Annotated in this window: 21 protein-coding genes and 1 pseudogene; 19 read left to right on the top strand and 3 right to left on the bottom strand. The window is 41.0% G+C overall.

Annotation, left to right across the window (positions count from 1 at the left end):
* The first annotated feature begins 123 nt into the window (after positions 1–123).
* From ilvD to ACFORE_RS05415, 6 genes are all read left to right on the top strand, one after another.
* Positions 124–1,833 (top strand): dihydroxy-acid dehydratase, encoded by a 1,710-nt coding sequence (gene ilvD, locus ACFORE_RS05440; RefSeq protein WP_154454824.1) that lies wholly within the window; start codon positions 124–126, stop codon positions 1,831–1,833.
* 122 nt (positions 1,834–1,955) lie between these two features.
* Positions 1,956–3,659, top strand: coding sequence for an acetolactate synthase large subunit (locus ACFORE_RS05435; protein WP_264879651.1), 1,704 nt, complete (start codon positions 1,956–1,958; stop codon positions 3,657–3,659).
* Entirely contained in the window at positions 3,652–4,134 is a 483-nt protein-coding gene (ilvN, locus tag ACFORE_RS05430; RefSeq protein ID WP_154454825.1) for an acetolactate synthase small subunit, read from the top strand. Before ACFORE_RS05435 ends, ilvN begins: the two co-directional genes overlap by 8 nt.
* A 68-nt stretch (positions 4,135–4,202) precedes the next feature.
* Positions 4,203–5,225, top strand: a complete 1,023-nt coding sequence (gene ilvC / locus ACFORE_RS05425) for a ketol-acid reductoisomerase (RefSeq protein ID WP_154454826.1) — start codon at positions 4,203–4,205, stop codon at positions 5,223–5,225.
* 111 nt (positions 5,226–5,336) lie between these two features.
* Positions 5,337–6,587 (top strand): threonine ammonia-lyase IlvA, encoded by a 1,251-nt coding sequence (ilvA, locus tag ACFORE_RS05420; RefSeq protein ID WP_154454827.1) that lies wholly within the window; start codon positions 5,337–5,339, stop codon positions 6,585–6,587.
* A gap of 147 nt (positions 6,588–6,734) precedes the next feature.
* Complete coding sequence (locus ACFORE_RS05415; protein WP_154454828.1) at positions 6,735–7,619, top strand: SPFH domain-containing protein; 885 nt, start codon at positions 6,735–6,737, stop codon at positions 7,617–7,619.
* A 49-nt stretch (positions 7,620–7,668) separates the two neighbouring features.
* Here ACFORE_RS05415 and ACFORE_RS05410 read toward each other — a convergent pair whose 3' ends face one another.
* Positions 7,669–8,409, bottom strand: a complete 741-nt coding sequence (locus ACFORE_RS05410; protein WP_154454829.1) for an amino acid ABC transporter ATP-binding protein — start codon at positions 8,407–8,409, stop codon at positions 7,669–7,671.
* On the bottom strand, positions 8,409–9,980 hold the full coding sequence (locus ACFORE_RS05405; RefSeq protein ID WP_380435037.1) for an ABC transporter permease subunit: 1,572 nt from the start codon (positions 9,978–9,980) through the stop codon (positions 8,409–8,411). Before ACFORE_RS05405 ends, ACFORE_RS05410 begins: the two co-directional genes overlap by 1 nt.
* Before the next feature lie 221 nt (positions 9,981–10,201).
* Here ACFORE_RS05405 and ACFORE_RS05400 point away from each other — a divergent pair, with 221 nt between their 5' ends.
* The 8 genes from ACFORE_RS05400 (at position 10,202) to sufB (ending at position 18,422) form a co-directional block, all read left to right on the top strand.
* The gene (locus ACFORE_RS05400) at positions 10,202–11,041 is read left to right on the top strand and encodes an undecaprenyl-diphosphate phosphatase (protein ID WP_154455424.1); all 840 of its coding nucleotides are present in this window, start codon (positions 10,202–10,204) and stop codon (positions 11,039–11,041) included.
* Between the two features lie 140 nt (positions 11,042–11,181).
* Positions 11,182–11,937 (top strand): adaptor protein MecA, encoded by a 756-nt coding sequence (gene mecA, locus ACFORE_RS05395; protein WP_154455423.1) that lies wholly within the window; start codon positions 11,182–11,184, stop codon positions 11,935–11,937.
* 1 nt (position 11,938) lies between these two features.
* Positions 11,939–13,096 (top strand): glycosyltransferase family 4 protein, encoded by a 1,158-nt coding sequence (locus tag ACFORE_RS05390; protein WP_294426494.1) that lies wholly within the window; start codon positions 11,939–11,941, stop codon positions 13,094–13,096.
* A 123-nt stretch (positions 13,097–13,219) separates the two neighbouring features.
* Positions 13,220–13,990 carry a Fe-S cluster assembly ATPase SufC gene (sufC, locus tag ACFORE_RS05385; protein ID WP_154455421.1) on the top strand — a complete coding sequence of 257 codons (771 nt, stop codon included), beginning with the start codon at positions 13,220–13,222 and terminating at the stop codon, positions 13,988–13,990.
* Between the two features lie 77 nt (positions 13,991–14,067).
* Positions 14,068–15,330: a Fe-S cluster assembly protein SufD gene (gene sufD / locus ACFORE_RS05380; protein WP_168261395.1), complete on the top strand. Its 1,263-nt coding sequence runs from the start codon at positions 14,068–14,070 to the stop codon at positions 15,328–15,330.
* Between the two features lies 1 nt (position 15,331).
* Complete coding sequence (locus ACFORE_RS05375; RefSeq protein WP_293956727.1) at positions 15,332–16,564, top strand: cysteine desulfurase; 1,233 nt, start codon at positions 15,332–15,334, stop codon at positions 16,562–16,564.
* Positions 16,551–17,003, top strand: a complete 453-nt coding sequence (gene sufU / locus ACFORE_RS05370) for a Fe-S cluster assembly sulfur transfer protein SufU (protein ID WP_154455418.1) — start codon at positions 16,551–16,553, stop codon at positions 17,001–17,003. The genes ACFORE_RS05375 and sufU overlap by 14 nt, the downstream gene beginning before the upstream one ends.
* On the top strand, positions 17,004–18,422 hold the full coding sequence (gene sufB / locus ACFORE_RS05365; protein WP_154455417.1) for a Fe-S cluster assembly protein SufB: 1,419 nt from the start codon (positions 17,004–17,006) through the stop codon (positions 18,420–18,422). It begins immediately after the preceding gene.
* Positions 18,423–18,497: 75 nt separating this feature from the next.
* Here sufB and pbp3 read toward each other — a convergent pair whose 3' ends face one another.
* A complete protein-coding gene (pbp3, locus tag ACFORE_RS05360; protein WP_154455416.1) occupies positions 18,498–19,727 on the bottom strand; it encodes a D-alanyl-D-alanine carboxypeptidase PBP3 in 1,230 nt (409 codons plus the stop codon).
* Positions 19,728–19,902: 175 nt separating this feature from the next.
* On the opposite strand from pbp3, the gene ACFORE_RS05355 reads away from it, so the two are divergent.
* The 5 genes and pseudogenes from ACFORE_RS05355 to ACFORE_RS05335 all read left to right on the top strand — a co-directional run bounded on the left by ACFORE_RS05355 (position 19,903) and on the right by ACFORE_RS05335 (position 25,615).
* Positions 19,903–21,558 (top strand): peptide ABC transporter substrate-binding protein, encoded by a 1,656-nt coding sequence (locus ACFORE_RS05355; RefSeq protein ID WP_154455415.1) that lies wholly within the window; start codon positions 19,903–19,905, stop codon positions 21,556–21,558.
* Positions 21,559–21,669: 111 nt separating this feature from the next.
* The gene (locus ACFORE_RS05350) at positions 21,670–22,584 is read left to right on the top strand and encodes an ABC transporter permease (RefSeq protein ID WP_154455414.1); all 915 of its coding nucleotides are present in this window, start codon (positions 21,670–21,672) and stop codon (positions 22,582–22,584) included.
* 10 nt (positions 22,585–22,594) lie between these two features.
* A pseudogene (locus ACFORE_RS05345) lies at positions 22,595–23,626 on the top strand (ABC transporter permease).
* Positions 23,627–23,636: 10 nt separating this feature from the next.
* Positions 23,637–24,683: an ABC transporter ATP-binding protein gene (locus tag ACFORE_RS05340; RefSeq protein ID WP_235280784.1), complete on the top strand. Its 1,047-nt coding sequence runs from the start codon at positions 23,637–23,639 to the stop codon at positions 24,681–24,683.
* Positions 24,683–25,615: an ABC transporter ATP-binding protein gene (locus tag ACFORE_RS05335; RefSeq protein WP_168261388.1), complete on the top strand. Its 933-nt coding sequence runs from the start codon at positions 24,683–24,685 to the stop codon at positions 25,613–25,615. The genes ACFORE_RS05340 and ACFORE_RS05335 overlap by 1 nt, the downstream gene beginning before the upstream one ends.
* Positions 25,616–25,757 lie beyond the last annotated feature (142 nt).

Here is a 25,757-nt window from a genome sequence, read left to right as displayed (position 1 = left end):
CTAAATACCAAAATCTAATAAAAAAGAAAATTTAAAACAAGCAAAATTTTCTGAATATTCTCTTGACTTTATTTTATAAAATGTTAACATGGATTGTAAGATTTAAAGGATTGGAGAAAACAGATGAGAAGTGACATGATTAAGGTAGGTGTGGATAAAGCACCAGCCCGTGGTCTTCTTTATGCAACCGGGCAAGTAAAATCAGCTAAAGATATGCAAAAGCCATTTATTGCCATTTGCAATTCTTACATTGACATTGTTCCTGGGCACGTGCATTTGCGTGAATTGGCAGATGTTGCCAAGGAAGCTATCCGTGAAATGGGTGGTATTCCTTTTGAATTTAACACCATTGGTGTTGATGACGGGATTGCTATGGGGCATATTGGGATGCGCTATAGCCTTCCTTCTCGTGAAATTATCGCGGATGCTGCTGAAACGGTTATCAATGCCCACTGGTTTGATGGTGTTTTCTACATTCCAAACTGTGATAAAATCACGCCAGGTATGATTTTGGCTTCTCTTAGAACCAATGTGCCAGCGGTCTTTTGTTCGGGTGGTCCGATGAAGGGCGGCGTTGATATGACAGGGCATCAAGCGACCTTGTCAAGTTTGTTTGAAGCTGTAGGAACCTATCAAGCTGGCGATATGACCAAAAAAGAATTGGATTATTTGGAGCAAAATGCTTGTCCAACTTGTGGTTCTTGTGCAGGAATGTTTACGGCAAATTCGATGAATTCTCTAATGGAAGTGTTGGGACTTGCTCTTCCTGGAAATGGAACTGTTTTGGCAGTGTCTGACCAACGTCGTGAATTGGTGCGTCAAGCAGCTAAACATTTGATGGACAATGTTAAAAATAATGTGCGTCCGCGTGATATCGTGACCAAGGAAGCTATTGACGACGCTTTTGCACTGGATATGGCCATGGGGGGCTCAACCAATACCGTTCTTCATACCTTGGCTATTGCGCGTGAAGCAGGTATTGATTACGACTTGAAAGACATCAATGAAATCGCCAAGAAGACACCTTATCTGTCTAAAATTGCCCCATCAAGTGTTTACACCATGCACGATGTGCAAGAAGCAGGTGGTATTTCAGCTATTATTAACCAGTTGATTAAGAAAGGAACGATTAAAGGGGATCGCATCACTGTGACTGGTAAAACCTTAAAAGAAAATGTTGCTGGTGCTGAAATCAAGAACGAGGAAGTCATTCATTCGATTGAAAATCCTATTTCGCCAGTAGGTGGCTTGTCTATCCTTTATGGTAATATTGCTCAAGATGGTGCCGTTATCAAGGTTGGTGGGGTTGATCCATCTGTTAAGACTTTTCGAGGCAAAGCTATTTGTTGTGACTCGCAAGATGAAGCCCTTGAATTGATTGACAATGGCACGGTTAAAAAAGGTCACGTTGTGGTTATTCGCTACGAAGGCCCTCAAGGTGGTCCAGGGATGCCTGAAATGCTGGCGCCAACTTCTAAAATCGTTGGGCGTGGCTTGGGTAAAGATGTCGCCTTGATTACAGATGGTCGCTTTTCTGGAGCTACTCGTGGTATTGCTATTGGACACGTGTCACCAGAGGCAGCAGAAGGTGGAAATATCGCTTTGATTGAAGATGACGATGAGATTAGCATTGATTTGACAAATCGGACCTTGAATTTGTTGGTGGATGATGCAACCTTGGCAGAACGTCGCAAACATTTGAAACCATTTAAATCAAAAATCTCAAGCGGCTGGCTACGTCGCTACACGGCTTTTGCGTCGTCTGCAAACTTTGGTGGTTCTATGATGACCCAAGAAGAATTTGAAGAACGCAAGGCAGAACGTGAGGATTAGTCCCTAAATACGATTATAATATTTTAAAACTTTAGCTTGCTTTTATTTTTTTTAGTGGTATGATAGATACAAGAAGTTTTAATTTTTAGATAATTCAAAATATACTTGAAAAGGAGGTCCTTGTGAAACAGATTAAGTTAACCGAATCCAAAAATGGATCAGAATTATTATTGGAAACCTTAGCTAGTCTGGGGATTGATACCGTCTTTGGTTACCCTGGCGGAGCTGTCTTGCCTCTCTACGATGCCATTTACCAATTTGATGGTGTTCGCCATATTTTAGCCCGTCATGAACAAGGAGCCCTCCACGAAGCGGAAGGTTACGCCAAATCAACGGGGAAAATTGGGGTGGCTATCGTGACCAGCGGACCAGGTGCGACAAATGCCATTACTGGTATTGCTGACGGTATGAGTGATAGCGTGCCAATGCTGGTCTTTACAGGTCAGGTTGCTCGTTCTGGTATTGGAAAAGATGCCTTTCAGGAAGCGGACATTATTGGTATTACGATGCCCATTACCAAATACAATTACCAAATTCGTGATGTGGCGGATATTCCTCGTATTATCACAGAAGCGGTTCACATTGCAACAACTGGTCGTCCAGGTCCTGTTGTGATAGATTTGCCAAAAGATGTTTCAGAAATGAAAACAAGCTTTTACTATGACCCTGAGGTGACCCTTCCAAGTTATCAGCCAACGATTGAACCCAATGCCCTTCAGGTGAAGAAAATTTTAACGCAACTGAAGAAAGCTAAAAAACCTTTGATTGTTGCGGGTGGTGGCGTTAATTATGCCAATGCAGCAGAAGAATTGCAGGCCTTTGCAGAACGCTACAATATTCCCGTAGTGTCAACCTTGCTAAGCCTTGGTGTGATGCCAATTGAACACCCTCTGTCTTTGGGGATGGGAGGAATGCACGGTTCTTATGCTTCCAATATGGCCTTGATGGAATGTGATTTTATGATTAATTTTGGTTGTCGCTTTGCTGACCGTTTGACGGGAAATCCTGACACTTTTGCAGCAGATGCGGTTGTAGCCCATGTGGATATTGACCCCGCTGAAATTGGGAAAGTGGTCAAGACAAAGATTCCGATTGTAGGCGATGCCAAAGCTGCTTTGCAGATTCTTCTTGAGGCAGAACCTGTCAAAACTCGCCACGAAGATTGGACTGATTCAGTTCTTGCCAACAAAGCCAAAGCACCATTTAGTTATAAATTTGACGAAAATATTATCAAACCTCAGCACGCTATCGCAACGATTGGTAAGATTACCAAGGGTGATGCGATTGTGGTTACCGATGTTGGGCAGCATCAGATGTGGGCAGCGCAATTTTATCCATACAAAAATGCACGACAACTCATCACCTCAGGCGGCTTGGGAACGATGGGATTTGGCATTCCAGCAGCTATTGGAGCGAAATTAGCCAATCCAGATAAAGAGGTTATCCTTTTTGTTGGCGACGGTGGTTTCCAAATGACCAACCAAGAATTAGCCTTATTAAATGGTTACGGTGTTCCAATAAAAGTGGTTTTGATGAACAATCATTCGTTGGGAATGGTGCGTCAGTGGCAGGAGTCTTTCTATGACGAACATCGTAGTGAATCGACTTTTGATGACGAGCCAAATTTCCAATTATTGGCTGAAGCTTACGGCGTTAGTCATTACAAATTTACCAATCCAAATACCTTGGAGAATGATTTGACGATTATTACGGAGAATAGGCCGATGTTGATTGAGGTCGCTATTTCAAATCGTGAGCACGTTTATCCGATGGTTCCGTCTGGTAAATCAAATAGTGAGATGTTGGGGGTGACTTTCAATGCGTAGAATGTTGACAGCAAAACTCCAAAATTCAACTGGTGTTCTAAACCGTTTCACTGGTGTTCTTTCACGCCGTCAGGTCAATATCGAATCCATTTCCGTTGGTCCGACAATGGAACCAGATGTATCTCGCATTACGATTATTATTGACGTGGCGAATTTGGAAGAAGTGGAGCAAATCATCAAGCAACTCAATCGTTTGATTGATGTCCTGCGTGTTCGTGATATCACGGATATTCCGCATTTGGAGCGTGAGGTTATTTTGGTGAAATTGACCGCTCCAACGAGCAAACGTGCTGAAATTCTTGCAGTCATTCAGCCGTTTCGAGCGAGTGTGGTCGATGTGGCTCAAAAATCAATCACCATCCAAGTCACAGGCGATGCAGATAAAATCGAAGCTTTGATTCGCGTGATTAAGCCTTATGGCATTCAAAATCTTGCTCGTACTGGTGCAACAGGATTCTCACGGGATTTATCCTAAACAATTAACCAAGTTATCAACAAATGCCTAGGCATTTAGATATAAAAATGAAGAAAGAGAGATAAAACATGGCAGTAACAATGGAATATGAAAAAGACGTAAAAGTAGCAGCACTTGATGGGAAAAAAATTGCCATTATTGGTTACGGTTCACAAGGTCATGCGCATGCGCAAAATTTGCGTGATTCAGGTCGTGATGTGATTATTGGTGTTCGTCCTGGCAAATCATTTGACAAAGCCAAAGAAGACGGGTTTGATACTTATGAAGTAGCAGAAGCAACTAAATTAGCTGATGTTATCATGATTTTGGCACCAGATGAAATCCAAGCAGACCTTTATGCTACAGAAATTGCACCAAACCTTGAAGCTGGAAATGCCCTTGGTTTTGCTCATGGTTTCAACATTCGCTTTGAATACATTAAAGCTCCTGAAACAGTTGACGTCTTTATGTGTGCCCCTAAAGGACCTGGTCACCTTGTTCGTCGTACTTACGTTGAAGGTTTTGGTGTGCCTGCTCTTTATGCCGTTTACCAAGATGCTACTGGTCACGCCAAAGAAATTGCCATGGATTGGGCGAAAGGTGTTGGAGCTGCGCGTGTTGGCTTGCTTGAAACAACCTTTAAAGAAGAAACAGAAGAAGACCTTTTTGGTGAACAAGCTGTTCTTTGCGGTGGCTTAACAGCCTTGATTGAAGCAGGTTTTGAAGTGCTTACAGAAGCAGGCTATGCTCCTGAATTGGCTTACTTTGAAGTTCTTCATGAAATGAAACTTATCGTCGATCTTATCTACGAAGGTGGTTTCAAGAAAATGCGTCAATCAATCTCAAACACTGCTGAATTTGGTGATTACGTATCAGGCCCACGTGTTATCACTAACGAAGTGAAAGAAAACATGAAAGCTGTTCTTGCTGATATCCAATCAGGTAAATTTGCTGAAGAATTTGTCAATGACTACAAATCAGGTCGTCCAAAATTGGAAGCTTACCGTAAAGAAGCTGCGGAACTTGAAATAGAAAAAGTGGGTAGCGAACTTCGTAAAGCCATGCCATTTGTTGGGCAAAATGATGATGACGCGTTCAAAATTTATAACTAATTTTTGAAACGGCTCGCTTTTTAAAAGACCGATGGTTGTCATCGGTTTTTTATCTATGTACTGGATTCCTGAGGGAACGTGAGACATTTGGAAGAATAAGAAGGTAGGATTATGATTGTAGCAAAGGATGTTGTCCGTGCACATACGGTCTTAAAAGATGTTGTGGATCGGACACCACTGGATTTTGACCGTTACCTGTCGGAAAAATACGGTGCAACGGTTTATCTCAAACGTGAGAATATGCAAAAAGTGCGTTCCTTTAAAATTCGTGGGGCTTATTATGCTATCCATGGGTTGTCTGAAGAGGAAAAGCAGCGTGGCGTTGTTTGTGCTTCTGCGGGAAACCATGCCCAAGGGGTTGCGTTTACTTGTCACGAGATGAAAATTCCAGCCACTATTTTTATGCCAGTGACAACGCCTCAACAAAAAATTGGGCAAGTTAAATTTTTTGGTGGTTCTTATGTGACCATCAAATTGGTTGGGGATACCTTTGACGCCTCGGCTCAAGCGGCACAAGAATTCACCAAGGCAGAAGGCATGACCTTTATCGACCCTTTTGACGATGACAATGTGCAAGCAGGTCAAGGAACAGTGGCTTATGAAATTTACGAGCAAGCCCAAGAAGAAGGTGTTGTTTTTGACCAAATTTATGTGCCAGTTGGTGGCGGTGGCTTGATTTCGGGGGTAGCAACCTACATGAAAGATGTGTCACCTGAAATTGAAGTTGTCGGTGTTGAGGCAGCAGGGGCTCGTAGTATGCGGGCTGCATTTGATAAAGGACGTCCTGTCAAATTAGAAGAAATTGATAAATTTGCGGACGGCATTGCTGTGCAAAAAGTTGGGGAAAAGACCTTTGCTGTTGCGCGTAAATATGTGGATAAGTTGGTCGGTGTGGATGAAGGTTTGATTTCAGAAACCTTGATTGATATGTATTCTAAGCAAGGAATTATCGCAGAACCTGCAGGGGCAGCTTCCATTGCGGCTCTTGAAGTCATGAAAGAAGATATCAAAGGCAAGACGATTGTCTGCATCATTTCAGGCGGAAATAACGATATCAATCGTATGCAAGAAATGGAAGAACGTGCCTTGATTTATGACGGCATTAAACATTATTTTGTGGTGAATTTTCCACAGCGTCCAGGAGCTTTGCGTGAATTTGTGAATAACATCTTGGGACCTAATGATGACATCACACGTTTTGAGTACATCAAGCGTGCCAATAAAGGTAGAGGACCTGTTTTGATTGGTATTGCACTGAGCGATAAAAAAGATTATAATGCTCTGATTGACCGCCTATCTGTTTTTGACCCGTCTTATATCAATCTGCACGGCAACGAAAGCCTCTATAATTTATTAGTTTGACCCAAAAGTTGCTTCCTTGAGGCAACTTTTTTCTACTTGACTTTTTTTGTGACAATCACATATAATTGTATTAATAAGTAAATACAAAAAAGAACGCCTTTTAAAGCATTCATGGGCAAGCCAGAGTTGGCTTGAAAGGAGAAAAGTATGATTTTTATTATTCTAGGTGTTTTAGTGCTACTTGCCTTGGGAATTGTAGCTAGTATGCTTTATGTGGTGCGTCAGCAGACAGTTGTCATCATCGAGCGGTTTGGAAAATACTACACCACCGCAAGCAGTGGCATTCACATTCGTTTGCCTTTCGGGATTGATAAAATTGCTGCGCGTATCCAGTTGCGCCTGTTACAATCTGAAATCGTTGTGGAAACCAAGACGAAGGATAATGTTTTCGTGACCTTGAATGTGGCAACGCAGTACCGTGTGAGCGAGCAAAATGTCATCGATGCTTACTACAAACTCATGCGTCCCGAGGCACAAATTAAGTCTTACATTGAAGACGCGCTTCGCTCATCAGTACCTAAATTAACCTTGGATGAATTGTTCGAGAAAAAAGATGAAATCGCACTTGAAGTGCAACACCAAGTGGCAGAAGAAATGTCCACTTATGGTTATGTCATTGTCAAAACCTTGATTACCAAAGTTGAGCCCGATGCCGAAGTTAAACAATCAATGAACGAGATTAACGCAGCCCAACGTAAACGTGTTGCCGCTCAAGAATTGGCAGAAGCAGATAAAATTAAAATCGTGACGGCTGCCGAGGCTGAGGCTGAAAAAGACCGCTTGCACGGGGTTGGTATTGCCCAACAACGTAAGGCTATCGTGGATGGCTTGGCAGAATCTATTGCTGAACTAAAAGCCACCAGCGTTGGTATGAATGAAGAACAGATTATGTCTATTTTGCTGACTAATCAGTATTTAGACACTTTAAACACCTTTGCCATCAAGGGCAATCAAACGATTTTCCTTCCAAATCACCCCGAAGGTGTTGAAGACATTCGCGCCCAAATCCTATCTGCTTTAAAAGCAAAATAAACAAAATCCCATCACTTTATTAAGTGATGGGATTTCTAGTTTTAGTATATTATTTTAAGAAACGTTGCAAGAATTCTTTGGTACGTTCTTGCTGTGGGTGTTCGAAGATTTGCTCTGGTGTGCCTTCTTCGGCAATAACACCCTTGTCCATGAAAATCACGCGGTCTGACACATCTCTGGCAAATTCCATTTCGTGTGTCACGATAATCATGGTTAATCCAGATTTAGCAAGGTCTTGCATGGTTTTTAAAACCTCTCCAACCATTTCAGGGTCTAGAGCTGACGTTGGTTCGTCAAAGAGCATGGCTTCTGGATTGACAGACAAAGCACGAGCAATTGCCACACGTTGCTTTTGCCCCCCTGACAATTGTTTGGGTTTGGCTTTCCAATATTGTTCAGTCATGCCTACTTTGGTGAGGTTTTCTTTAGCGATTTTTTCAGCTTCCTCACGAGAACGTTTCAGCACGGTCGTTTGTGCAACGACGGCATTTTCCAAAACGTTGAGGTTTTCAAACAAGTTAAAGGATTGGAACACCATTCCCAATTTTTCACGGTACTCGGTCAAGTTGTAGTCTTTGGCAAGAACATCTTGACCATGAAAAAGGATTTCACCTGCAGTTGGTTCTTCCAAAAGGTTAATAGAGCGAAGGAAGGTTGATTTTCCTGACCCTGATGACCCGATAATCGAAATCACCTCACCTTTATTTACTGAAAGGGAAATGTCTTTTAGCACTTCATTTTGACCGTAAGATTTTTTCAAATGTTTGATTTCAATAATCGCAGATGACATTATCGCACCTCCATAGTTTGGTTTTGGTTAGCACCTGTTGTGTAAGTATCGGCATCAAAACGACGTTCAATGAAACGTAAAATACGTGTGACCGTGAAGGTGAGAACAAAGTAAATGATTGCGATAATGGTAAAGGTTTGGAAATATTGGTAAGTCTGAGTGGCAACGGTATTTCCTGAGAAGTAGAGCTCGACAACAGAGATAACATTCAAGACAGAAGTGTCTTTGATGTTAATGACAAACTCGTTACCTGTGGCTGGTAAGATATTGCGCACAACTTGTGGCAAGACAATCTTACGCATGGTTTGTCCGTGGGTAAATCCAAGTGCTGTTGCCGCTTCAAATTGCCCTTTGTCAACGGCGAAGATACCACCACGAACAATTTCACTCATGTAGGCCCCAGTGTTGATAGAAACGATGACAACGGCTGCTAAAATACGGTCAATTGAGATACCGAAGGCTTGAGCAGTTCCGTAATAAATAACCATAGCTTGTACAATCATCGGCGTACCACGGAAAACTTCGATGTAAACATTAAGTACCCAGCCAAAGAGCGTTTGCAAGGTAGCAAGTACTTTATTGCCAGCTTTAGGTGCTGTACGGTAAACCCCGATAAGTAAACCAATTACAAGACCGACCACAGTACCAATGATTGAAATGAAGAGCGTCACACCAGCACCGCGCAAGAATTGATCCCAGTTATTTTTGAAGATCGTCCAGACTTCAGAAAAGAAGTTGCTATCAGCACTGTCACTAGCTTGTTCAGCAGGTTGTTCGTCAATCATTTTGTCCATCAAGTGAACACGTTCATCTTCAGAAATCCCTGCTAAAATGCTATTAACTTTGGCTAACATCTCAGTATCGTTTTTACGCAAACCAACAGCAATAGCAGTATCAGAAGCAGATGTGGTAAATCCTTTGCCGTCAGCAAAAGCAATCATTTTAAAATCACTATTAGCATTTTCAGCTGAGATAGCGTCTGGTCGTTCTGAAATGTATCCGTCAATGATACCAGATTGCAAGGCTTGACGCATTTGGTTGAAGTCGCCCATAGCCGTTTCTTTAACTGCACCATTGATTTGGTCAATCAGATTGTAAAGGTAAACCCCTTGTTGGGATGTTAATTTGGCACCAGAAAAATCATCTAGCGATGTCGCATTGGCATAATCACCGCTTTTAGATACGACAATGACAGGACGGCTAGTGTAATAACTATCAGAGAAGGCAATTTCTTTTTTACGTTCCTCAGTTGGACTCATTCCAGCAGCAATCATGTCGATTTTTCCAGAGGTCAAAGCTGGAATTAAACCTGTCCAAGTTGTTTTGACAACGATAAGTTTTTTATCCAATCCCTCTGCAATTTTTTTAGCGATTTGAACGTCATATCCATTAGCATATTGGTTTGTTCCTTCGATAGGAACTGCACCATTTGAGTCATCGTCTTGTGTCCAGTTAAAAGGAGCATAAGCTGCCTCCATTCCGACACGAAGATACTCATCTGCGTGTATATGAGTTATTCCACTAAATAAAAACAAAGTGGCTAGAAAACAACTTAAAAGTAACTTTTTCATTTAAGACTCCTGTCTATTCTTATATCAACATACCATTTTACAGGAAAAGGGTGTTGATTTCAATACAGACTAATGTAAAAATAGCATATTTATACAATAAAATATTATTAGGATGCGTTTTATTCCTTGTTAGTAGATGGATTGGCATTCTTTGTTTAGGGGTATTCTAAAAAAACGTTCATTTTGATATAATAAAACAGATATTAAATTTAGGAGGACCTATGTTATTCGTTGAGGTGTTAAAAGCAATCTTCTTTGGTATTGTGGAGGGGATTACGGAGTGGCTACCTGTTTCAAGTACAGGGCACTTGATTTTGGTGCAACAATTCATCAATCTTGACCAAAGCCAAGATTTTATGGATATGTTCAATATTGTGATTCAATTGGGCGCTATTTTAGCCGTTATTGTGATTTATTTTGAGCGTTTGAATCCGTTTCAACCTAGTAAAACGGCACGTGAGGTTCGACTCACTTGGCAATTGTGGTTAAAAGTTGCTGTGGCTTGTATTCCTTCTATTGTGATTGCAGTGCCTCTGGATGATTGGTTTGAGGCACATTTCAATTATATGATTCCTATTGCCATTGCATTGATTTTCTACGGGATTGTCTTTATCTGGATTGAAAAGAGAAATGCCAATGTCACTCCAAAGGTTACTGAATTAGCACGCATGTCTTATAAAACAGCCTTTTTGATTGGGTGTTTCCAAGTCTTGAGTATCGTTCCAGGGACCAGCCGTTCAGGGGCAACCATTTTGGGGGCTATCATTTTAGGAACTAGCCGTTCTGTTGCCGCAGACTTTACCTTCTTCCTTGCGATTCCAACCATGTTTGGTTACAGTGGTTTGAAGGCTGTGAAATTCTTCTTAGACGGCAATGTGCTCAGCTCTAGTCAAATCTTAATTTTGTTTGTAGCTAGTGTGACAGCCTTTATAGTCAGCCTTTACTCAATTCGCTTCTTGACAGATTACGTTAAGAAACACGACTTTACCGTCTTTGGTAAATACCGTATCGTTTTGGGAACCATCTTGATTGTTTACAGCTTAGTGAAATTCATGCTATAAGATAAGGTAAGTAGCTCGATTCGAGTTGCTTGTTTTTTACTGCCTAGAGCTATTTTTAAAAAGGTAATTAACTTTTTAAAATTGAAAAAGCGCGACTTTTCCTGTATAATATAATGACTACTCGTGCGAGGTAATTTAGTATGGAAATGAAACAGATTAGTGAAACAACACTTAAAATAACGATTAGTATGGAAGATTTGGAAGAACGTGGTATGGAATTGAAAGACTTTTTGATTCCACAAGAAAAGACAGAAGAGTTCTTCTATTCTGTCATGGATGAATTGGATTTGCCAGATACCTTTAAAGATAGCGGTATGCTTAGCTTCCGCGTGACTCCAAGAAAAGACCGTATCGATGTCTTTGTGACCAAATCAGAACTCAATAAAGATTTGAATTTTGAAGATTTAGCGGCTTTTGATGACGTGTCAAATATGTCCCCAGAAGAATTTTTCAAGACACTTGAACAAACCATGTTGTCAAAAGGGGATACAGATGCCCATGAAAAACTTGAAAAAGTCGAAGCGATGCTTGAAAATGAAGCAGACGCTGCTATGGCAAGTCAAGAAGAAGCAGAAGCATCTGATGAGGATATCAATCCGTCAGATTATGTGCACTATGTACTTGATTTTCCAGACTTGAAGTCTGTCGTTGCCTTTGCCAAAGTCATTGATTTTCCAGTTGAAGAGTCTGAACTCTACAAGGACCAAGACAGTTACCACATGACGATTTTGCTTGATTTGCAAAATCAACCGTCTTATTATGCCAATTTGATGTATGCGCGTTTATTGGAATACGCTAACCCAGGGACAAAAACACGTGCATATTTACAAGAACATGGTATTGAGATGCTCTCAACTGCCGCCCTAACAAAATTAAAAATGATTGAGTTGATGTAATATGATACCATTTACAATTGATTACGTTCTTGTCCTGATTGGTGCCTTTTTGCTGTCTTTATTTTTGACGCCGATTGTTCGCTCTATCGCCTTTCGTGTGGGAGCTGTTGACAATCCCAATGCCAGACGCATCAACAAGGTTCCTATGCCAAGTAGCGGTGGTCTAGCCATTTTTCTGTCTTTTTTGGTGTCTGCCTTGATTTTAATGCCAAAGGTGTTAAAAGGCATACCAGGGGCAGTGTCTTATTTTGATTACATTTTACCTGTGGTTATCGCTGCTTTAATCATCACGGCGACAGGTTATATTGACGATATTTTTGAATTAAAACCTCGGACCAAAATGCTGGGTATCATTATTGGTGCGGTCATTGTCTGGGCGTTTACGGACTTTCGTTTTGATAGTTTTAAAATTCCATTTGGCGGGCCGCTGTTAGAGTTTAATTCGGTTGTGACCTTCTTTTTGACGGTCTTTTGGATTATTTCCATTACCAATGCCATGAATCTGATTGATGGGTTGGATGGTTTGGTTAGTGGGGTATCGATTATCAGCCTTGGAACCATGGCTTTGGTGTCCTACTTCTTTTTACCGCAAACGGATTTTTACTTGACCTTGACCATTTTGCTGTTAATTGCTTGTATTGCAGGCTTTTTCCCTTACAACTATCATCCAGCTATTATTTATTTGGGGGATACTGGTGCTCTCTTTATCGGATTTATGATTGGAGTGCTATCACTGCAAGGTCTGAAAAATTCGACGGCAGTATCGGTTATCACACCAGTGATTATCCTTGGGGTGCCAATCTTAGACACAACAGTTGCCATTATTCGACGCAAATTATCTGGTCGTCCTGCCACAGAAGCTGACAAAATGCATTTGCATCACCGCTTTCTAGCAATGGGCTTTACCCATCGTGGTGCGGTTTTGGTGGTCTATGGCATTGCTATTTTGTTCTCTTTGATTGCTTTGTTGCTTAATGTATCAAGTCGTGTCGGTGGCGTGTTATTGATTATCGGTCTGGCCTTTGCCCTCGAAGTCTTTATCGAAGGACTGGAAATTTGGGGTGTTGGTCGTACGCCACTCTTTAATACACTTAAATTTATCGGAAATAGCGACTACCGCCAAGCTGTTATGTTGCAATGGAAGCAACGTCGAAAATAATAAGCGATAAAAAAAGCCTTAAATGGCTTTTTTTGTTATAATGGGTAATAGCCTTATAGAAATGCGGTAATTTTCTGAAAATTATCGCGATATTCGATATTGATGAATGGGAGGAACGTACACATGTCTGTACTCGAAATAAAAGATCTTCATGTTTCTATTGAAGATAAGGAAATTTTAAAAGGTGTCAATTTGACCCTCAAAACAGGTGAGATTGCTGCGATCATGGGACCAAACGGAACAGGGAAATCAACCTTGTCTGCCGCTATTATGGGAAATCCCAACTACGAAGTGACTCAAGGTGAAATCTTGCTAGATGGCGAAAACATCCTTGAATTGGAAGTGGATGAGCGCGCTCGCCTCGGGCTTTTCCTTGCCATGCAATACCCATCTGAAATTCCTGGTATTACCAATGCCGAATTTATCCGTGCAGCTATGAATGCTGGAAAAGAAGATGAAGACAAGATTTCAGTGATGGACTTTATCACAAAATTAGATGAAAAAATGGCTTTTCTTGGTATGAAAGAAGAAATGGCAGAGCGTTACCTCAACGAAGGCTTCTCAGGTGGTGAGAAAAAACGCAATGAAATCCTCCAATTGTTGATGCTTGAACCGAAATTTGCCCTTCTTGACGAAATCGACTCAGGCCTTGATATTGATGCTCTTAAAATTGTTTCAAAAGGGGTTAATGCCATGCGTGGTGATGACTTTGGTGCCATGATTATCACTCACTACCAACGACTTTTGAACTACATTACACCAGATGTTGTGCATATCATGATGGATGGACGCGTTGTACTATCAGGCGGTGCGGAACTTGCTGCTCGTCTTGAAAAAGAAGGTTACGCTAAAATCGCCGAAGAACTTGGTTTGACCTACGAGGAAGAAGTGTAATGAATGATGTCAAAACCTACTAATTTCAGTAGGTTCTACTCGCGTAAATTAGGATAAAAAGGAGTAAACATCAACTTATGACAAAAGAAGCTATTCTTAATTTCTCACTAAGCAAGGCAGAACCCATATGGCTACAAGATAGCCGTTTGGCTGCTTTTAATAGCATCAAACACCTAGATTTACCTGAAATTAATCGTGTCAAATTTCATCGTTGGAATCTAGGTGACGGGACCCTTTCAGAAGACCAAGCTATGGCAAATGTGCCTGATTTTACAGCACTTGGGGACAATCCAAAACTTGTTCAAGTAGGGACACAAACTGTTTTTGAACAATTACCTACACATTTGATTGACCAAGGTGTGATTTTCACGGATTTCTACGCTGCCTTAGAAGAAATTCCTGATATTATTGAAAAATACTTTTGTAAGGCGCGTGGAGCCAAGGAAGACAAATTAGCAGCCTACCACATGGCTTATTTTAACAGTGCGGCAGTGCTTTACGTTCCCGATAATGTTGAAATTGACGAGCCTATTGAAGCTTTGTTTTACCAAGACAAAGCAAGTGCGGTGCCATTTAACAAACATGTGCTCATCATCGCTGGACGCAATAGTCGCGTGAATTACTTAGAGCGTTTTGAAACAATTGGTGAAGGAGATGCCAAAGCTACCGCTAATATTGGTGTTGAATTGATTGCCCTCGATGGTAGTCAGGTGAAATATTCGGCTATTGACCGTCTTGGTGATAACGTAACGACTTATATTAGCCGTCGTGCCCGTCATGGCAAAGATGCTAGTGTGGATTGGGCGCTAGGTGTCATGAACGAAGGTAATGTGATTGCTGACTTTGACTCTGATTTGTATGGAGATGGTAGCCATGCTAATCTGAAAGTCGTCGCTGCCTCATCAGGACGCCAAGTGCAAGGTGTGGATACTCGAGTGACAAACTACGGTTGCAATTCTATTGGTCACATTTTGCAACATGGGGTTATTTTAGAACGTGCGACCCTTACCTTTAATGGTATTGGACATATTGTTCATGGGGCTAAAGGGGCGGATGCTCAGCAAGAAAGCCGTGTCTTGATGCTTTCAGATAAGGCACGTTCAGATGCCAACCCGATTCTTTTGATTGATGAAAATGATGTCACGGCTGGTCACGCTGCCTCTATCGGGCAAGTGGACCCAGAAGATATGTATTATTTGATGAGCCGTGGTTTGGATAAGGATACAGCAGAACGCTTGGTTATTCGTGGTTTCTTGGGCGCTGTTATCACAGAAATTCCAGTCAAAGAAGTACATGACGAAATGATTGACGTCTTAGATAAAAAATTGGAGAATCGTTAAAATGACTGCATTTGATGCTCACAAAATTTATCAAGACTTTCCTATTCTCGACCAAGTGGTCAATGATGAACCTTTAGTTTATCTTGACAATGCTGCGACCACACAGAAACCACAGGCTGTTCTTGATGTTCTTAACGATTATTACCACACGACGAATGCTAATGTTCACCGAGGAGTGCATACACTTGCTGAGCGTGCCACCTCTCTTTACGAAATCAGTCGTGAAAGAGTCCGCCAATTTATCCATGCCAAATCGACCAAGGAAGTTCTCTTTACGCGAGGTACCACAACAGGGTTAAACTGGGTGGCTCGTTTTGCAGAAGAAGTGTTACAAGCAGATGATGAAGTTTTGATTTCCATTATGGAACACCACTCAAACCTCATTCCTTGGCAAGAAGCGTGCCGTAAAACAGGGGCAAAACTCGTGTATGTTTACCTCAAAGACGGCCAGCTTGATATGGCAGATTTCCGAGCAAAACTCAATGCCAAGACAAAATTTGTCAGCATTGCCCATGTGTCTAATGTGTTAGGCTCTGTGCAATCCGTTAAAGAAATGGCAGAGCTGGCTCATCAAGTTGAGGCCTATATGGTAGTTGACGGTGCCCAATCAACCCCTCACATGGCTATTGACGTTCAGGATTTAGATTGCGATTTCTTTGCTTTTTCTGGCCATAAAATGCTAGGTCCAACAGGTATTGGCGTGCTTTATGGCAAAGAAGAACTCCTAAATCGCATGTCCCCTGTCGAATTTGGCGGTGAAATGATTGATTTTGTCTATGAACAAGAAGCAACGTGGAAAGAATTGCCATGGAAATTTGAAGCAGGAACCCCTAATATTTCAGGAGCTATTGCCCTAGGTGCTGCGGTTGATTACTTGACCAATATCGGAATGGACGCCGTTCATGCTCATGAGCAAGAATTGGTTAACTATGTCCTTCCAAAATTGCAAGCCATTGATGGTGTGACGGTTTATGGGCCACAAGACCCTAGCCAGCACATGGGAGTGATTGCCTTCAATGTAGAAGGTTTGCATCCGCATGATGTGGCAACGGCCTTGGATTGTGAAGGGGTTGCTGTTCGTGCTGGTCACCACTGTGCCCAACCACTGCTTACTCATTTAGATATTCCATCAACTGTTCGTGCAAGTTTTTACATATATAATACCAAGGAAGATTGTGACCGTTTGGTGGAAGCCTTGGTCAAGACAAAGGAGTTTTTCAATGGCACTTTCTAAATTAGATAGTCTCTACATGGCGGTTGTGGCGGACCATTCTAAAAATCCCCACCACCATGGCAAACTCGATGATACCACACCTGTTCATTTGAATAATCCAACCTGTGGAGATGTCATCTCACTTTCTGTTAAATTCGATGGTGACCGTATTGCTGATATTGCTTTTGATGGCGACGGTTGCACCATTTCAACAGCCTCATCAAGCATGATGACTGATGCAGTGATTGGCAAAACCAAGGAAGAAGCCTTGGTTTTAGCTGAGATTTTTTCAGAAATGGTCCAAGGACAAAGCTCTGCAGAACAAAAAAAATTAGGTGACGCAGCCTTTTTGGCAGGCGTGTCTAAATTCCCTCAACGAATCAAATGTTCAACACTTGCATGGAATGCGCTCAAAAAAGCGATTGCAATGGATGATAATGACGATAGAGAAGGTGATTAAATGTCTGAAAACAATGAAAAAGTAACACCAAAACCAATTGATCTTGGGGAATATCAATTTGGTTTTCACGATGATGTCACGCCTGTCTTTTCTACGGGAAAAGGAATCAGCGAAGAGGTTGTTCGTGAAATGTCAGCGGAAAAAGGCGAACCTGAATGGATGCTCGATTTCCGTTTGAAATCCCTAAAAATATTTAATGAAATGCCTATGCAAACGTGGGGCCCTGATTTGTCAGATATCAATTTTGACGACATTACCTATTATCAAAAAGCGTCTGACAAACCTGCCCGTTCATGGGACGACGTTCCAGATAAAATCAAAGAAACCTTTGAACGAATTGGTATCCCTGAAGCAGAACGTGCGTATTTGGCTGGTGCTTCAGCCCAATACGAATCAGAAGTTGTTTACCACAACATGAAAGAAGAGTATGACAAGCTAGGTATTATTTTCACAGATACGGATTCTGCTTTGAAAGAATACCCTGACCTCTTTAAAAAATACTTTTCAAAATTAGTTCCGCCAACAGATAATAAATTGGCTGCTTTAAACTCAGCCTTTTGGTCTGGAGGAACTTTTATCTACGTACCAAAAGGGGTTAAAGTGGATATCCCGCTTCAAACCTATTTCCGTATCAATAATGAAGCGATGGGGCAATTTGAACGCACGCTGATTATCGTAGATGAAGGAGCAAGTGTTCATTACGTGGAAGGCTGTACGGCTCCTAACTATTCATCTGCCAGCTTGCACGCTGCTATTGTTGAGATTTTTGCTCTCGAGGGCAGCTATATGCGCTATTCAACCATCCAAAACTGGTCAGATAACGTTTATAACTTGGTAACGAAACGTGCTACCGCGAAAAAGAATGCTACGGTTGAATGGATTGACGGAAACCTTGGTGCCAAAACAACCATGAAGTATCCATCTGTTTACCTTGACGGTGAGGGAGCGCGCGGTACTATGTTATCGATCGCCTTTGCTAATCAGGGGCAACACCAAGATACAGGTGCAAAAATGATTCACAATGCCCCACACACGTCATCATCTATCGTGTCAAAATCAATCGCAAAAGGTGGTGGAAAAGTGGATTATCGTGGACAAGTAACCTTCAACAAAGAGTCTAAGAAATCGGTCAGCCACATCGAATGTGACACCATTATCATGGATGATTTGTCACGTTCAGATACTATTCCGTTTAACGAAATCCACAATTCACAAGTCGCTTTGGAACATGAAGCTAAAGTCTCTAAGATTTCAGAAGAACAATTGTACTACCTCATGAGTCGTGGCCTTTCTGAACAAGAAGCGACAGAGATGATTGTTATGGGATTTGTTGAACCATTCACCAAAGAATTACCAATGGAATATGCCGTTGAATTGAACCGTTTAATCAGTTATGAAATGGAAGGTTCTGTTGGATAATAGAGAACGCCACACAAATAGGGCTTACCTTGTTATAAGGTAAGCCCTATTTTTTTACTTGAAAAGGTCTTATTATTAGAGTTTTTCGTTGACGAAAGTCACAAAATGGTTCCACCAAACTCTGAGGAAGAAACTTCTTTCCACGTTGGTTTTTGCGACGGCTGTCACACTAGGCTCTGACTCTAAATAGCCTGTTCCGACAATCTGCTTGTCATCGTAGCTAAAGGTTCCAACTTTTTGACCTTGGAGAATTGGAGCTTCGTAGCCATTTTCCTCCGTTTTAAAAGTTGCACTTGGTTCAGTATTGATACGGCAAGCCACTTTCAAATCTTTTTCAGCGACTGCTGTGACTGATTTTTCCTTACCGTCTTTGACAAGAGCCCTGCTCTTTTGGTAACTATCACCTGATTTAATCAATGTTTTCATCTCGAAATTGGCTTTAACATAATCCAACAAATCATTTGTTGCCTCAAAACGAGCATAGGTATTGTTTTCCCAGTCGTCTGCATTTAAAATGACGGAAATCACACGCATGCCATTTTCAACAGAAGTAGCCACAAAAGACGCACCAGCTAATTCGGTTGTTCCTGTTTTCAAGCCATCCACGCCATCGCGTTCATAAGGCATCCCTTTTAACATATAATTGTAGGTATGGATGGTTGTCCCATCAAAATCAGCTGTCGCTTGATTGGTAATTTTCAAAATATCAGGGTATTCGTTGATAAGGTGTTGAGCAATGATAGCCACATCTCTAGCGCTCATCATATTTTCATCTGAACTGCTAGAACCAGGGTAAATATTGTCGCCCAAGTAACTGTTGTTTAGACCAGAAGCGTTGACTAACGTTGCATCTGTAATGCCCCATTCCTTTAGTTGTTCCTTCATCATATCCACAAAATGGCTTTCGCTTCCACCAATTTGCTCCGCAAGTGCAATAGCGGCACTATTGGCGCTGGCAACCATGGCAGCATTAACCAATTGTTCAACAGTGTATTCTCGAGCTTCCATGGGCACATTGCTGGCGTCCGAATTCGCCGTTAACTGATACGCATAATCTGAAATGGGAACACGCGTATCCCAAGACAAATTGCCCTCATTAATCTCTTTGTAAACCATGTAAACCGTTAAAATTTTTGTAATTGATGCAATACCTGCGGGCGTAGTTGCATCTTTTTCGTATAAGACCTTTCCTGTCGTTGCTTCCACAGCAATCGCGTGCTTGGCAGGAATGTCAAAATCATCGGCAGAAACTTTAATGGTAAAGAAAGCCATCAAAATGGCCAAACAAGCAATGAACTTCTTCATCAATTCCATCCTTTGTCTATTAAAATAATTAGGTATCTACCATTATATCACAGTTTGCATGGGAGATAATCTGACAAAAAATTCTGACAAAAGTATTCTCTTTAAGATAAATTTATGTTATAATCTTATTTGTCAAATAATATAATTTTTAGAGAACAACTAGGAGGAGCGTCACATGTCACTAAATAGTAAAGCATGGAAACGCATTAGCTTAGGAGCTGTAACCCTTGTTTCTGCAGCTGTTTTGACAGCTTGTGGTGGGGGCAGCTCGACAACGTCTTCATCGAAAGATGAAATTAATTGGTACTTACCAACTGAAATTAGCACTTTAGATATTTCAAAAGTAACGGATAGTTATTCATCTATTGCTATTGGTAACTCAGGAAGTAACTTGCTTCGTCGCGATAAAAATGGTGATTTGCAACCAGATTTAGCAGCGAAAGATATCGAAGTTTCAGATGATGGTCTTACTTACACAGCCACTTTGCGTGACAACCTTAAATGGTCAGACGGAAGTGACTTGACAGCTGAAGATTTCGTTTACACATGGCAACGTATCGTTGATCCAAAAACAGCTTCAGAATATGCTTACTTAGTTTCAGATGCCCACGTTTTGAACGCCGAAGAGGTTATCAACGGAACAAAGAGTGTTGATGAACTTGGTGTCAAAGCAGATGGTAATAAAGTCATCTTTACTTTGTCAAGCCCATCACCACAATTCATGAGCTTGTTGTCATTCACAAACTTCATGCCACAAAGTAAAGCTTTCGTGGAAAAAACAGGCGATGACTACGGAACAAGTTCAGACAAAGCCCTTTATTCTGGTCCGTACACTGTAAAAGATTGGAACGGAACAAACGGTACATTTACATTAGTTAAAAATAACTACTACTGGGATGCCAAAGATGTTAAGAATGAAAAAGTTAACATCCAAACCATCAAAAAACCAGATACAGCTGTTCAAATGTACAAAGACGGTCAATTGGATACCGCAAGCATTTCTGGTACAGAAGCTATCTACAATGCCAACAAGAGCAATAAAGATGTTGTAGATGTTCCTGAAGCAACAACAGCTTACTTGGTTTACAACCAATCAGGTTCTGTTAAAGCATTGACAAATACAAAAATTCGTCAAGCCCTTAACTTAGCAACTGACCGTGAAGGAATCGTTAAAGCAGCGATTGATACAGGTTCTAAACCAGCAACTGCTTTGGTACCTTACGGACTTGAAAAATTACCTGACGGTACAGATTTGACAAATTACGTTGCTCCAGGATACAGCTACAATGAAAAAGAAGCTGCAAAACTCTTCAAAGAAGGTTTAGCTGAACTTGGAACAGACTCATTGACCTTGACGGTTACCTCAGATGCAGATAGCCCAGTTGCGAAAGCTTCTGTTGACTACCTCAAACAAACTTGGGAAGATGCTCTTCCAGGATTAACTGTTGAAGAAAAATTTGTCACATTCAAACAACGTTTGCAAGATTCTAGGAACCAAAACTTTGATGTTGTTATGAATGTTTGGGGCGGTGACTACCCAGAAGGTTCAACATTCTATAGTCTATTTACAAGCAATTCATCTTACAACTACGGTAAGATGTCAAGTCCAGAGTATGATGCGGCTTACGAAAAAGCTGTGACAACAGATGCTCTAGACCCAGCGGCAGCTGCTGAAGATTATAAAGAAGCAGAAAAAATTCTTTATGAAAATGCAGACTACAACCCAATCTACTTCCGTAGCACAGAATCACTTCAAAATCCTTCATTAAAAGGACTTGTTCGTAATTCAACAGGGTTGCAAGTTGATTTCACCTATGCCTATAAAGAATAATCTTTAAGCAGCATTCACTAATGGGCAAGAATTGGATATGACCAATTCTTGCTTTTGTTGACAGGAAAGGTCTTATCCTGCCAACAAAAGCAATAAAGAGAAGGAAATATTATGATAAAATACATTCTTAAACGTGTTGCGATTCTACTTGTAACACTTTGGGTCGTGGTTACCCTGTCGTTTTTCCTCATGCAAGTTATGCCTGGGACTCCTTATAACAATCCAAAACTAACAGATGAAATGATTGCTATGATGAACAAGCAATATGGCTTGGATAAACCTGTTTGGCAACAATATCTTACTTACCTTTGGAATGTTATTCATGGTGATTTTGGAACAAGTTACCAATCAATCAACCAACCAGTATCACGTTTGATTTCACAACGCTTGGGCGTTTCTGTACAATTGGGTGTGCAAGCTCTTATCATTGGTTTGGTTTCAGGTATTTTAGTCGGTGCTGCTTCAGCCCGTAACAAAAATAACTGGATTGATGGTGTGCTTAGTGTTATCTCCACATTAGGTATCTCAGTACCATCTTTCATTACAGGTCTATTCTTGTTGGTATTGTTCGGATTTAAATGGAATCTATTCCCATTAGCTGGTTGGGGTACGTTTGCTCAAACTGTCCTCCCATCAGTTGCCTTAGCTATTCCAGTTTTTGCTCAAGTGACACGATTCTTTAGGGGTCAAATGATTGAAACATTGAGTTCAGATTACATCCAATTAGCTATTGCTAAAGGTTTGACAAGACGTCAAGTCACACGCAAACACGCTTACCGTAACTCAATGATTCCTGTCTTAACGTTAGTAGGACCAATGGCTGCTAACCTTCTAACAGGTTCTGCCTTGATTGAACAAATTTTCTCAATTCCAGGAATTGGACAACAATTTGTAACGTCTATCCCTGCTAAAGATTATCCCGTTATCATGGGAACAACTATTGTTTATGCAATGATGTTGATGGTAGCTATTTTGATCACAGATATTGCAACAAGTATAGTTGATCCACGTGTACGCTTGCAATAAGGAGAAAAAGATGGCAGAAAAAAATAGAGCATTTAAACTTGTTGGCATCGGTTCAGCAAATATGCAAGAAAAAATTGAGAAGCCTGCTCTTTCTTTTATGCAAGATGCATGACGTCGTCTCAAGAAAAATAAATTAGCCGTTATTTCAATGTGGTTCTTAGCTTTCTTGATCGTTTTCTCAATTGCTTCAGTTGCTTTTGTAACCCGTGATGAAGCCAACGCCTTTAATACAAAGGAAGTGACGACTTACCGTAACCTTCCACCGAAATTAAGTGGTGATCTTCCATTCTGGAATGGTACCATTACTTATTCTGGAAACACAGAACCAACTAATGTTTATAAAGAACAGGGGGTTCCTGAAGGAACAAAATTCATCTTAGGTACAGATAACCTAGGTCGTAGCCTTGCCAAACGTATCATCGTTGGGGTACGTATTTCCCTTCTTATTGCGATTGTTGCGACATTGATTGACCTTTTAATCGGGGTAACCTATGGTCTGATTTCAGGTTACGTTGGTGGACGCGTCGATATGGTCATGCAACGTATTATCGAGGTTGTTTCATCAATTCCTAACTTGGTTATCGTTACCATGCTTGGTCTTTTGCTAGGAAATGGTATTACTTCAATTATCATTTCAATTGCCATCGTTGGATGGACTTCAATGGCGCGTCAAGTGCGTAACTTGACCTTATCTTACCGTGAACAAGAGTTTGTTTTGGCAGCTCGTTCGCTTGGTGAAAGTGCACCAAAAATTGCCTTTAAACATATCCTTCCAAATATTTCAGGGATTATTATCGTTCAAATCATGATGACCGTTCCAAGTGCCATCATGTATGAAGCAGTCCTTTCTGCGATTAACCTAGGGGTAAAACCACCAACGGCTTCACTAGGTTCATTGATTACGGATGCTCAAGAATACTTACAATACTATCCATATCAAGTAATACTACCTTCAATGGCCTTGGTATTGATTTCACTTGCCTTTATTTTATTGGGTGATGGTCTTCGTGATGCATTTGATCCAAAATCTGGTGATCGTTAGGAGGAAAAAGATGAGTGAAGAAACAATTTTACAAGTTAAAAACCTCCGAGTAGATTTTCACACCTATGCTGGAGAAATTAAAGCGATTCGCGATGTCAATTTTGACCTTAAAAAAGGGGAAACCCTTGCTATCGTAGGTGAATCAGGTTCAGGTAAATCTGTAACAACTAAAACATTGATGGGCTTGTCAGCTCCTAATGCGAACATTACAGGTGCTATTGACTTTATGGGCAAAAAATTGCTTGACCTTAAAGAAGACGAATGGACTAAAGTTCGTGGGAATGAAATTGCCATGATCTTCCAAGATCCAATGACCAGTCTTGACCCAACTATGCGAATTGGTCAACAAATCGCTGAACCAATTATGATTCACGAAAAAGTATCAAAACAAGAAGCTCTCAAACGTGCTTTGGAATTGATGAAAAGTGTAGGTATTCCAAAAGCTGAAGAACATATCAATGATTACCCACACCAATGGTCAGGGGGAATGCGTCAACGTGCCGTTATCGCTATTGCCCTAGCAGCCAACCCAGATGTTTTGATTGCCGACGAACCAACAACAGCCCTAGACGTAACGATCCAAGCCCAAATTTTGAGCTTGATGAAGAAAATTCAAAAAGAACGTAATTCATCAATTGTCTTTATTACCCACGACTTAGGTGTTGTTGCTGGTATGGCTGATCGTGTTGCTGTTATGTATGCTGGTAAAATCATTGAGTATGGAACAGTAGATGAAGTTTTCTACAATCCACAACACCCATACACTTGGGGATTGTTGAATTCTATGCCAACAACAGACACAGAAGCAGGTAGCCTTCAATCTATTCCTGGAACACCACCAGATCTTCTTAATCCTCCAAAAGGGGATGCCTTTGCACCACGTAATGAATTTGCTTTAGATATTGATTACGAAGAAGAACCACCACTCTTTAAAGTGAGTGATACGCATTACGCTGCAACATGGCTATTAGATGAACGCTCGCCTAAAGTAGAACCACCATTGCCAATTCAAAAACGTTGGGCGAAATGGAAAGAGCTTGAAGGGAGAAAAGCTTAATGACTGAAAACAAAAAAAAGCTTGTCGAGCTTAAAAATGTGTCATTGTCATTTAACGAAGGAAAAAGGAACGAAGTAAAAGCGATCGACAATATCAGTTTTGATATTTATGAAGGTGAAGTCTTTGGTCTTGTGGGTGAATCAGGATCAGGGAAAACCACCGTTGGTCGTGCTATCCTAAAATTATATGATATCAGTAAAGGTGAGATTGACTTTGACGGTGAAACCATTTCTCATCTAAAAGGAAAAGAATTACACGAATTCCGTAAAAATGTTCAAATGATCTTCCAAGATCCTCAAGCCAGCTTGAACGGACGTATGAAAATCCGTGATATTGTTGCAGAAGGACTTGATGTACATAAATTGGTTAAAACGAAAGAAGAGCGTGACCAAAGAGTTCAAGAATTGCTTGCCTTGGTTGGTTTGAATAAAGACCACTTAACACGTTACCCACACGAGTTTTCAGGTGGTCAACGTCAACGTATCGGTATTGCACGCGCATTGGCCGTACAACCTAAATTTATCATCGCTGACGAGCCAATTTCAGCTTTGGACGTATCAATTCAGGCACAGGTTGTTAACCTAATGCAAAAACTTCAAAGAGAACAAGGCTTAACCTACCTTTTCATTGCTCATGACCTCTCAATGGTGAAATACATCTCTGACCGTATTGGGGTTATGCACTGGGGTAAAATGCTTGAAATAGGGACATCTGACGACGTTTATAACCACCCTATCCATCCATATACTAAGAGCCTATTAAGTGCTATTCCTGAGCCAGATCCAGAGTCAGAACGCACTCGTGTTCACACTGAGTACGATCCAAGTCAGGAATTGGACGGACAAGAACGTCAAATGCACGAAATCACTCCAGGACATTTTGTCCTTTCAACACCAGAAGAAGCCGAAGAGTACCGCAAAATGCATCAATAAACTCTTTGCTATATCAGAACAGTAGTCAAATACGACTACTGTTTTTTGTGTATTAAGAAAAAAATCTCAAATTCCCTTGACAATAGATTTAGTATTTAGTATACTGAATAAGCTGTCAACGAGGGACGGTTGATAACTTAAA

The organism is Streptococcus alactolyticus, assembly GCF_042649785.1.
Lineage (GTDB): Bacteria > Bacillota > Bacilli > Lactobacillales > Streptococcaceae > Streptococcus > Streptococcus alactolyticus.
The sequence above is the reverse complement of the archived record's forward strand: the minus strand, read 5'-3'. Positions and strand labels throughout refer to the sequence as shown.

What these genes read in the sequence shown, in the direction of transcription:
- ACFORE_RS05340 (WP_235280784.1), top strand. Translation starts at nt 23,637, where the DNA reads ATGAGTGAAGAAACAATTTTACAAGTTAAAAACCTCCGAGTAGATTTT.
- mecA (WP_154455423.1), top strand. Translation starts at nt 11,182, where the DNA reads ATGGAAATGAAACAGATTAGTGAAACAACACTTAAAATAACGATTAGT.
- ACFORE_RS05350 (WP_154455414.1), top strand. Translation starts at nt 21,670, where the DNA reads ATGATAAAATACATTCTTAAACGTGTTGCGATTCTACTTGTAACACTT.
- pbp3 (WP_154455416.1), bottom strand. Translation starts at nt 19,727, where the DNA reads ATGAAGAAGTTCATTGCTTGTTTGGCCATTTTGATGGCTTTCTTTACC.
- ACFORE_RS05390 (WP_294426494.1), top strand. Translation starts at nt 11,939, where the DNA reads ATGATACCATTTACAATTGATTACGTTCTTGTCCTGATTGGTGCCTTT.
- ACFORE_RS05375 (WP_293956727.1), top strand. Translation starts at nt 15,332, where the DNA reads ATGACTGCATTTGATGCTCACAAAATTTATCAAGACTTTCCTATTCTC.
- ilvN (WP_154454825.1), top strand. Translation starts at nt 3,652, where the DNA reads ATGCGTAGAATGTTGACAGCAAAACTCCAAAATTCAACTGGTGTTCTA.
- ACFORE_RS05400 (WP_154455424.1), top strand. Translation starts at nt 10,202, where the DNA reads ATGTTATTCGTTGAGGTGTTAAAAGCAATCTTCTTTGGTATTGTGGAG.
- sufD (WP_168261395.1), top strand. Translation starts at nt 14,068, where the DNA reads ATGACAAAAGAAGCTATTCTTAATTTCTCACTAAGCAAGGCAGAACCC.
- sufC (WP_154455421.1), top strand. Translation starts at nt 13,220, where the DNA reads ATGTCTGTACTCGAAATAAAAGATCTTCATGTTTCTATTGAAGATAAG.
- ilvA (WP_154454827.1), top strand. Translation starts at nt 5,337, where the DNA reads ATGATTGTAGCAAAGGATGTTGTCCGTGCACATACGGTCTTAAAAGAT.
- ACFORE_RS05405 (WP_380435037.1), bottom strand. Translation starts at nt 9,980, where the DNA reads ATGAAAAAGTTACTTTTAAGTTGTTTTCTAGCCACTTTGTTTTTATTT.
- sufU (WP_154455418.1), top strand. Translation starts at nt 16,551, where the DNA reads ATGGCACTTTCTAAATTAGATAGTCTCTACATGGCGGTTGTGGCGGAC.
- ACFORE_RS05410 (WP_154454829.1), bottom strand. Translation starts at nt 8,409, where the DNA reads ATGTCATCTGCGATTATTGAAATCAAACATTTGAAAAAATCTTACGGT.
- ilvC (WP_154454826.1), top strand. Translation starts at nt 4,203, where the DNA reads ATGGCAGTAACAATGGAATATGAAAAAGACGTAAAAGTAGCAGCACTT.
- ACFORE_RS05355 (WP_154455415.1), top strand. Translation starts at nt 19,903, where the DNA reads ATGTCACTAAATAGTAAAGCATGGAAACGCATTAGCTTAGGAGCTGTA.
- ilvD (WP_154454824.1), top strand. Translation starts at nt 124, where the DNA reads ATGAGAAGTGACATGATTAAGGTAGGTGTGGATAAAGCACCAGCCCGT.
- ACFORE_RS05335 (WP_168261388.1), top strand. Translation starts at nt 24,683, where the DNA reads ATGACTGAAAACAAAAAAAAGCTTGTCGAGCTTAAAAATGTGTCATTG.
- sufB (WP_154455417.1), top strand. Translation starts at nt 17,004, where the DNA reads ATGTCTGAAAACAATGAAAAAGTAACACCAAAACCAATTGATCTTGGG.
- ACFORE_RS05415 (WP_154454828.1), top strand. Translation starts at nt 6,735, where the DNA reads ATGATTTTTATTATTCTAGGTGTTTTAGTGCTACTTGCCTTGGGAATT.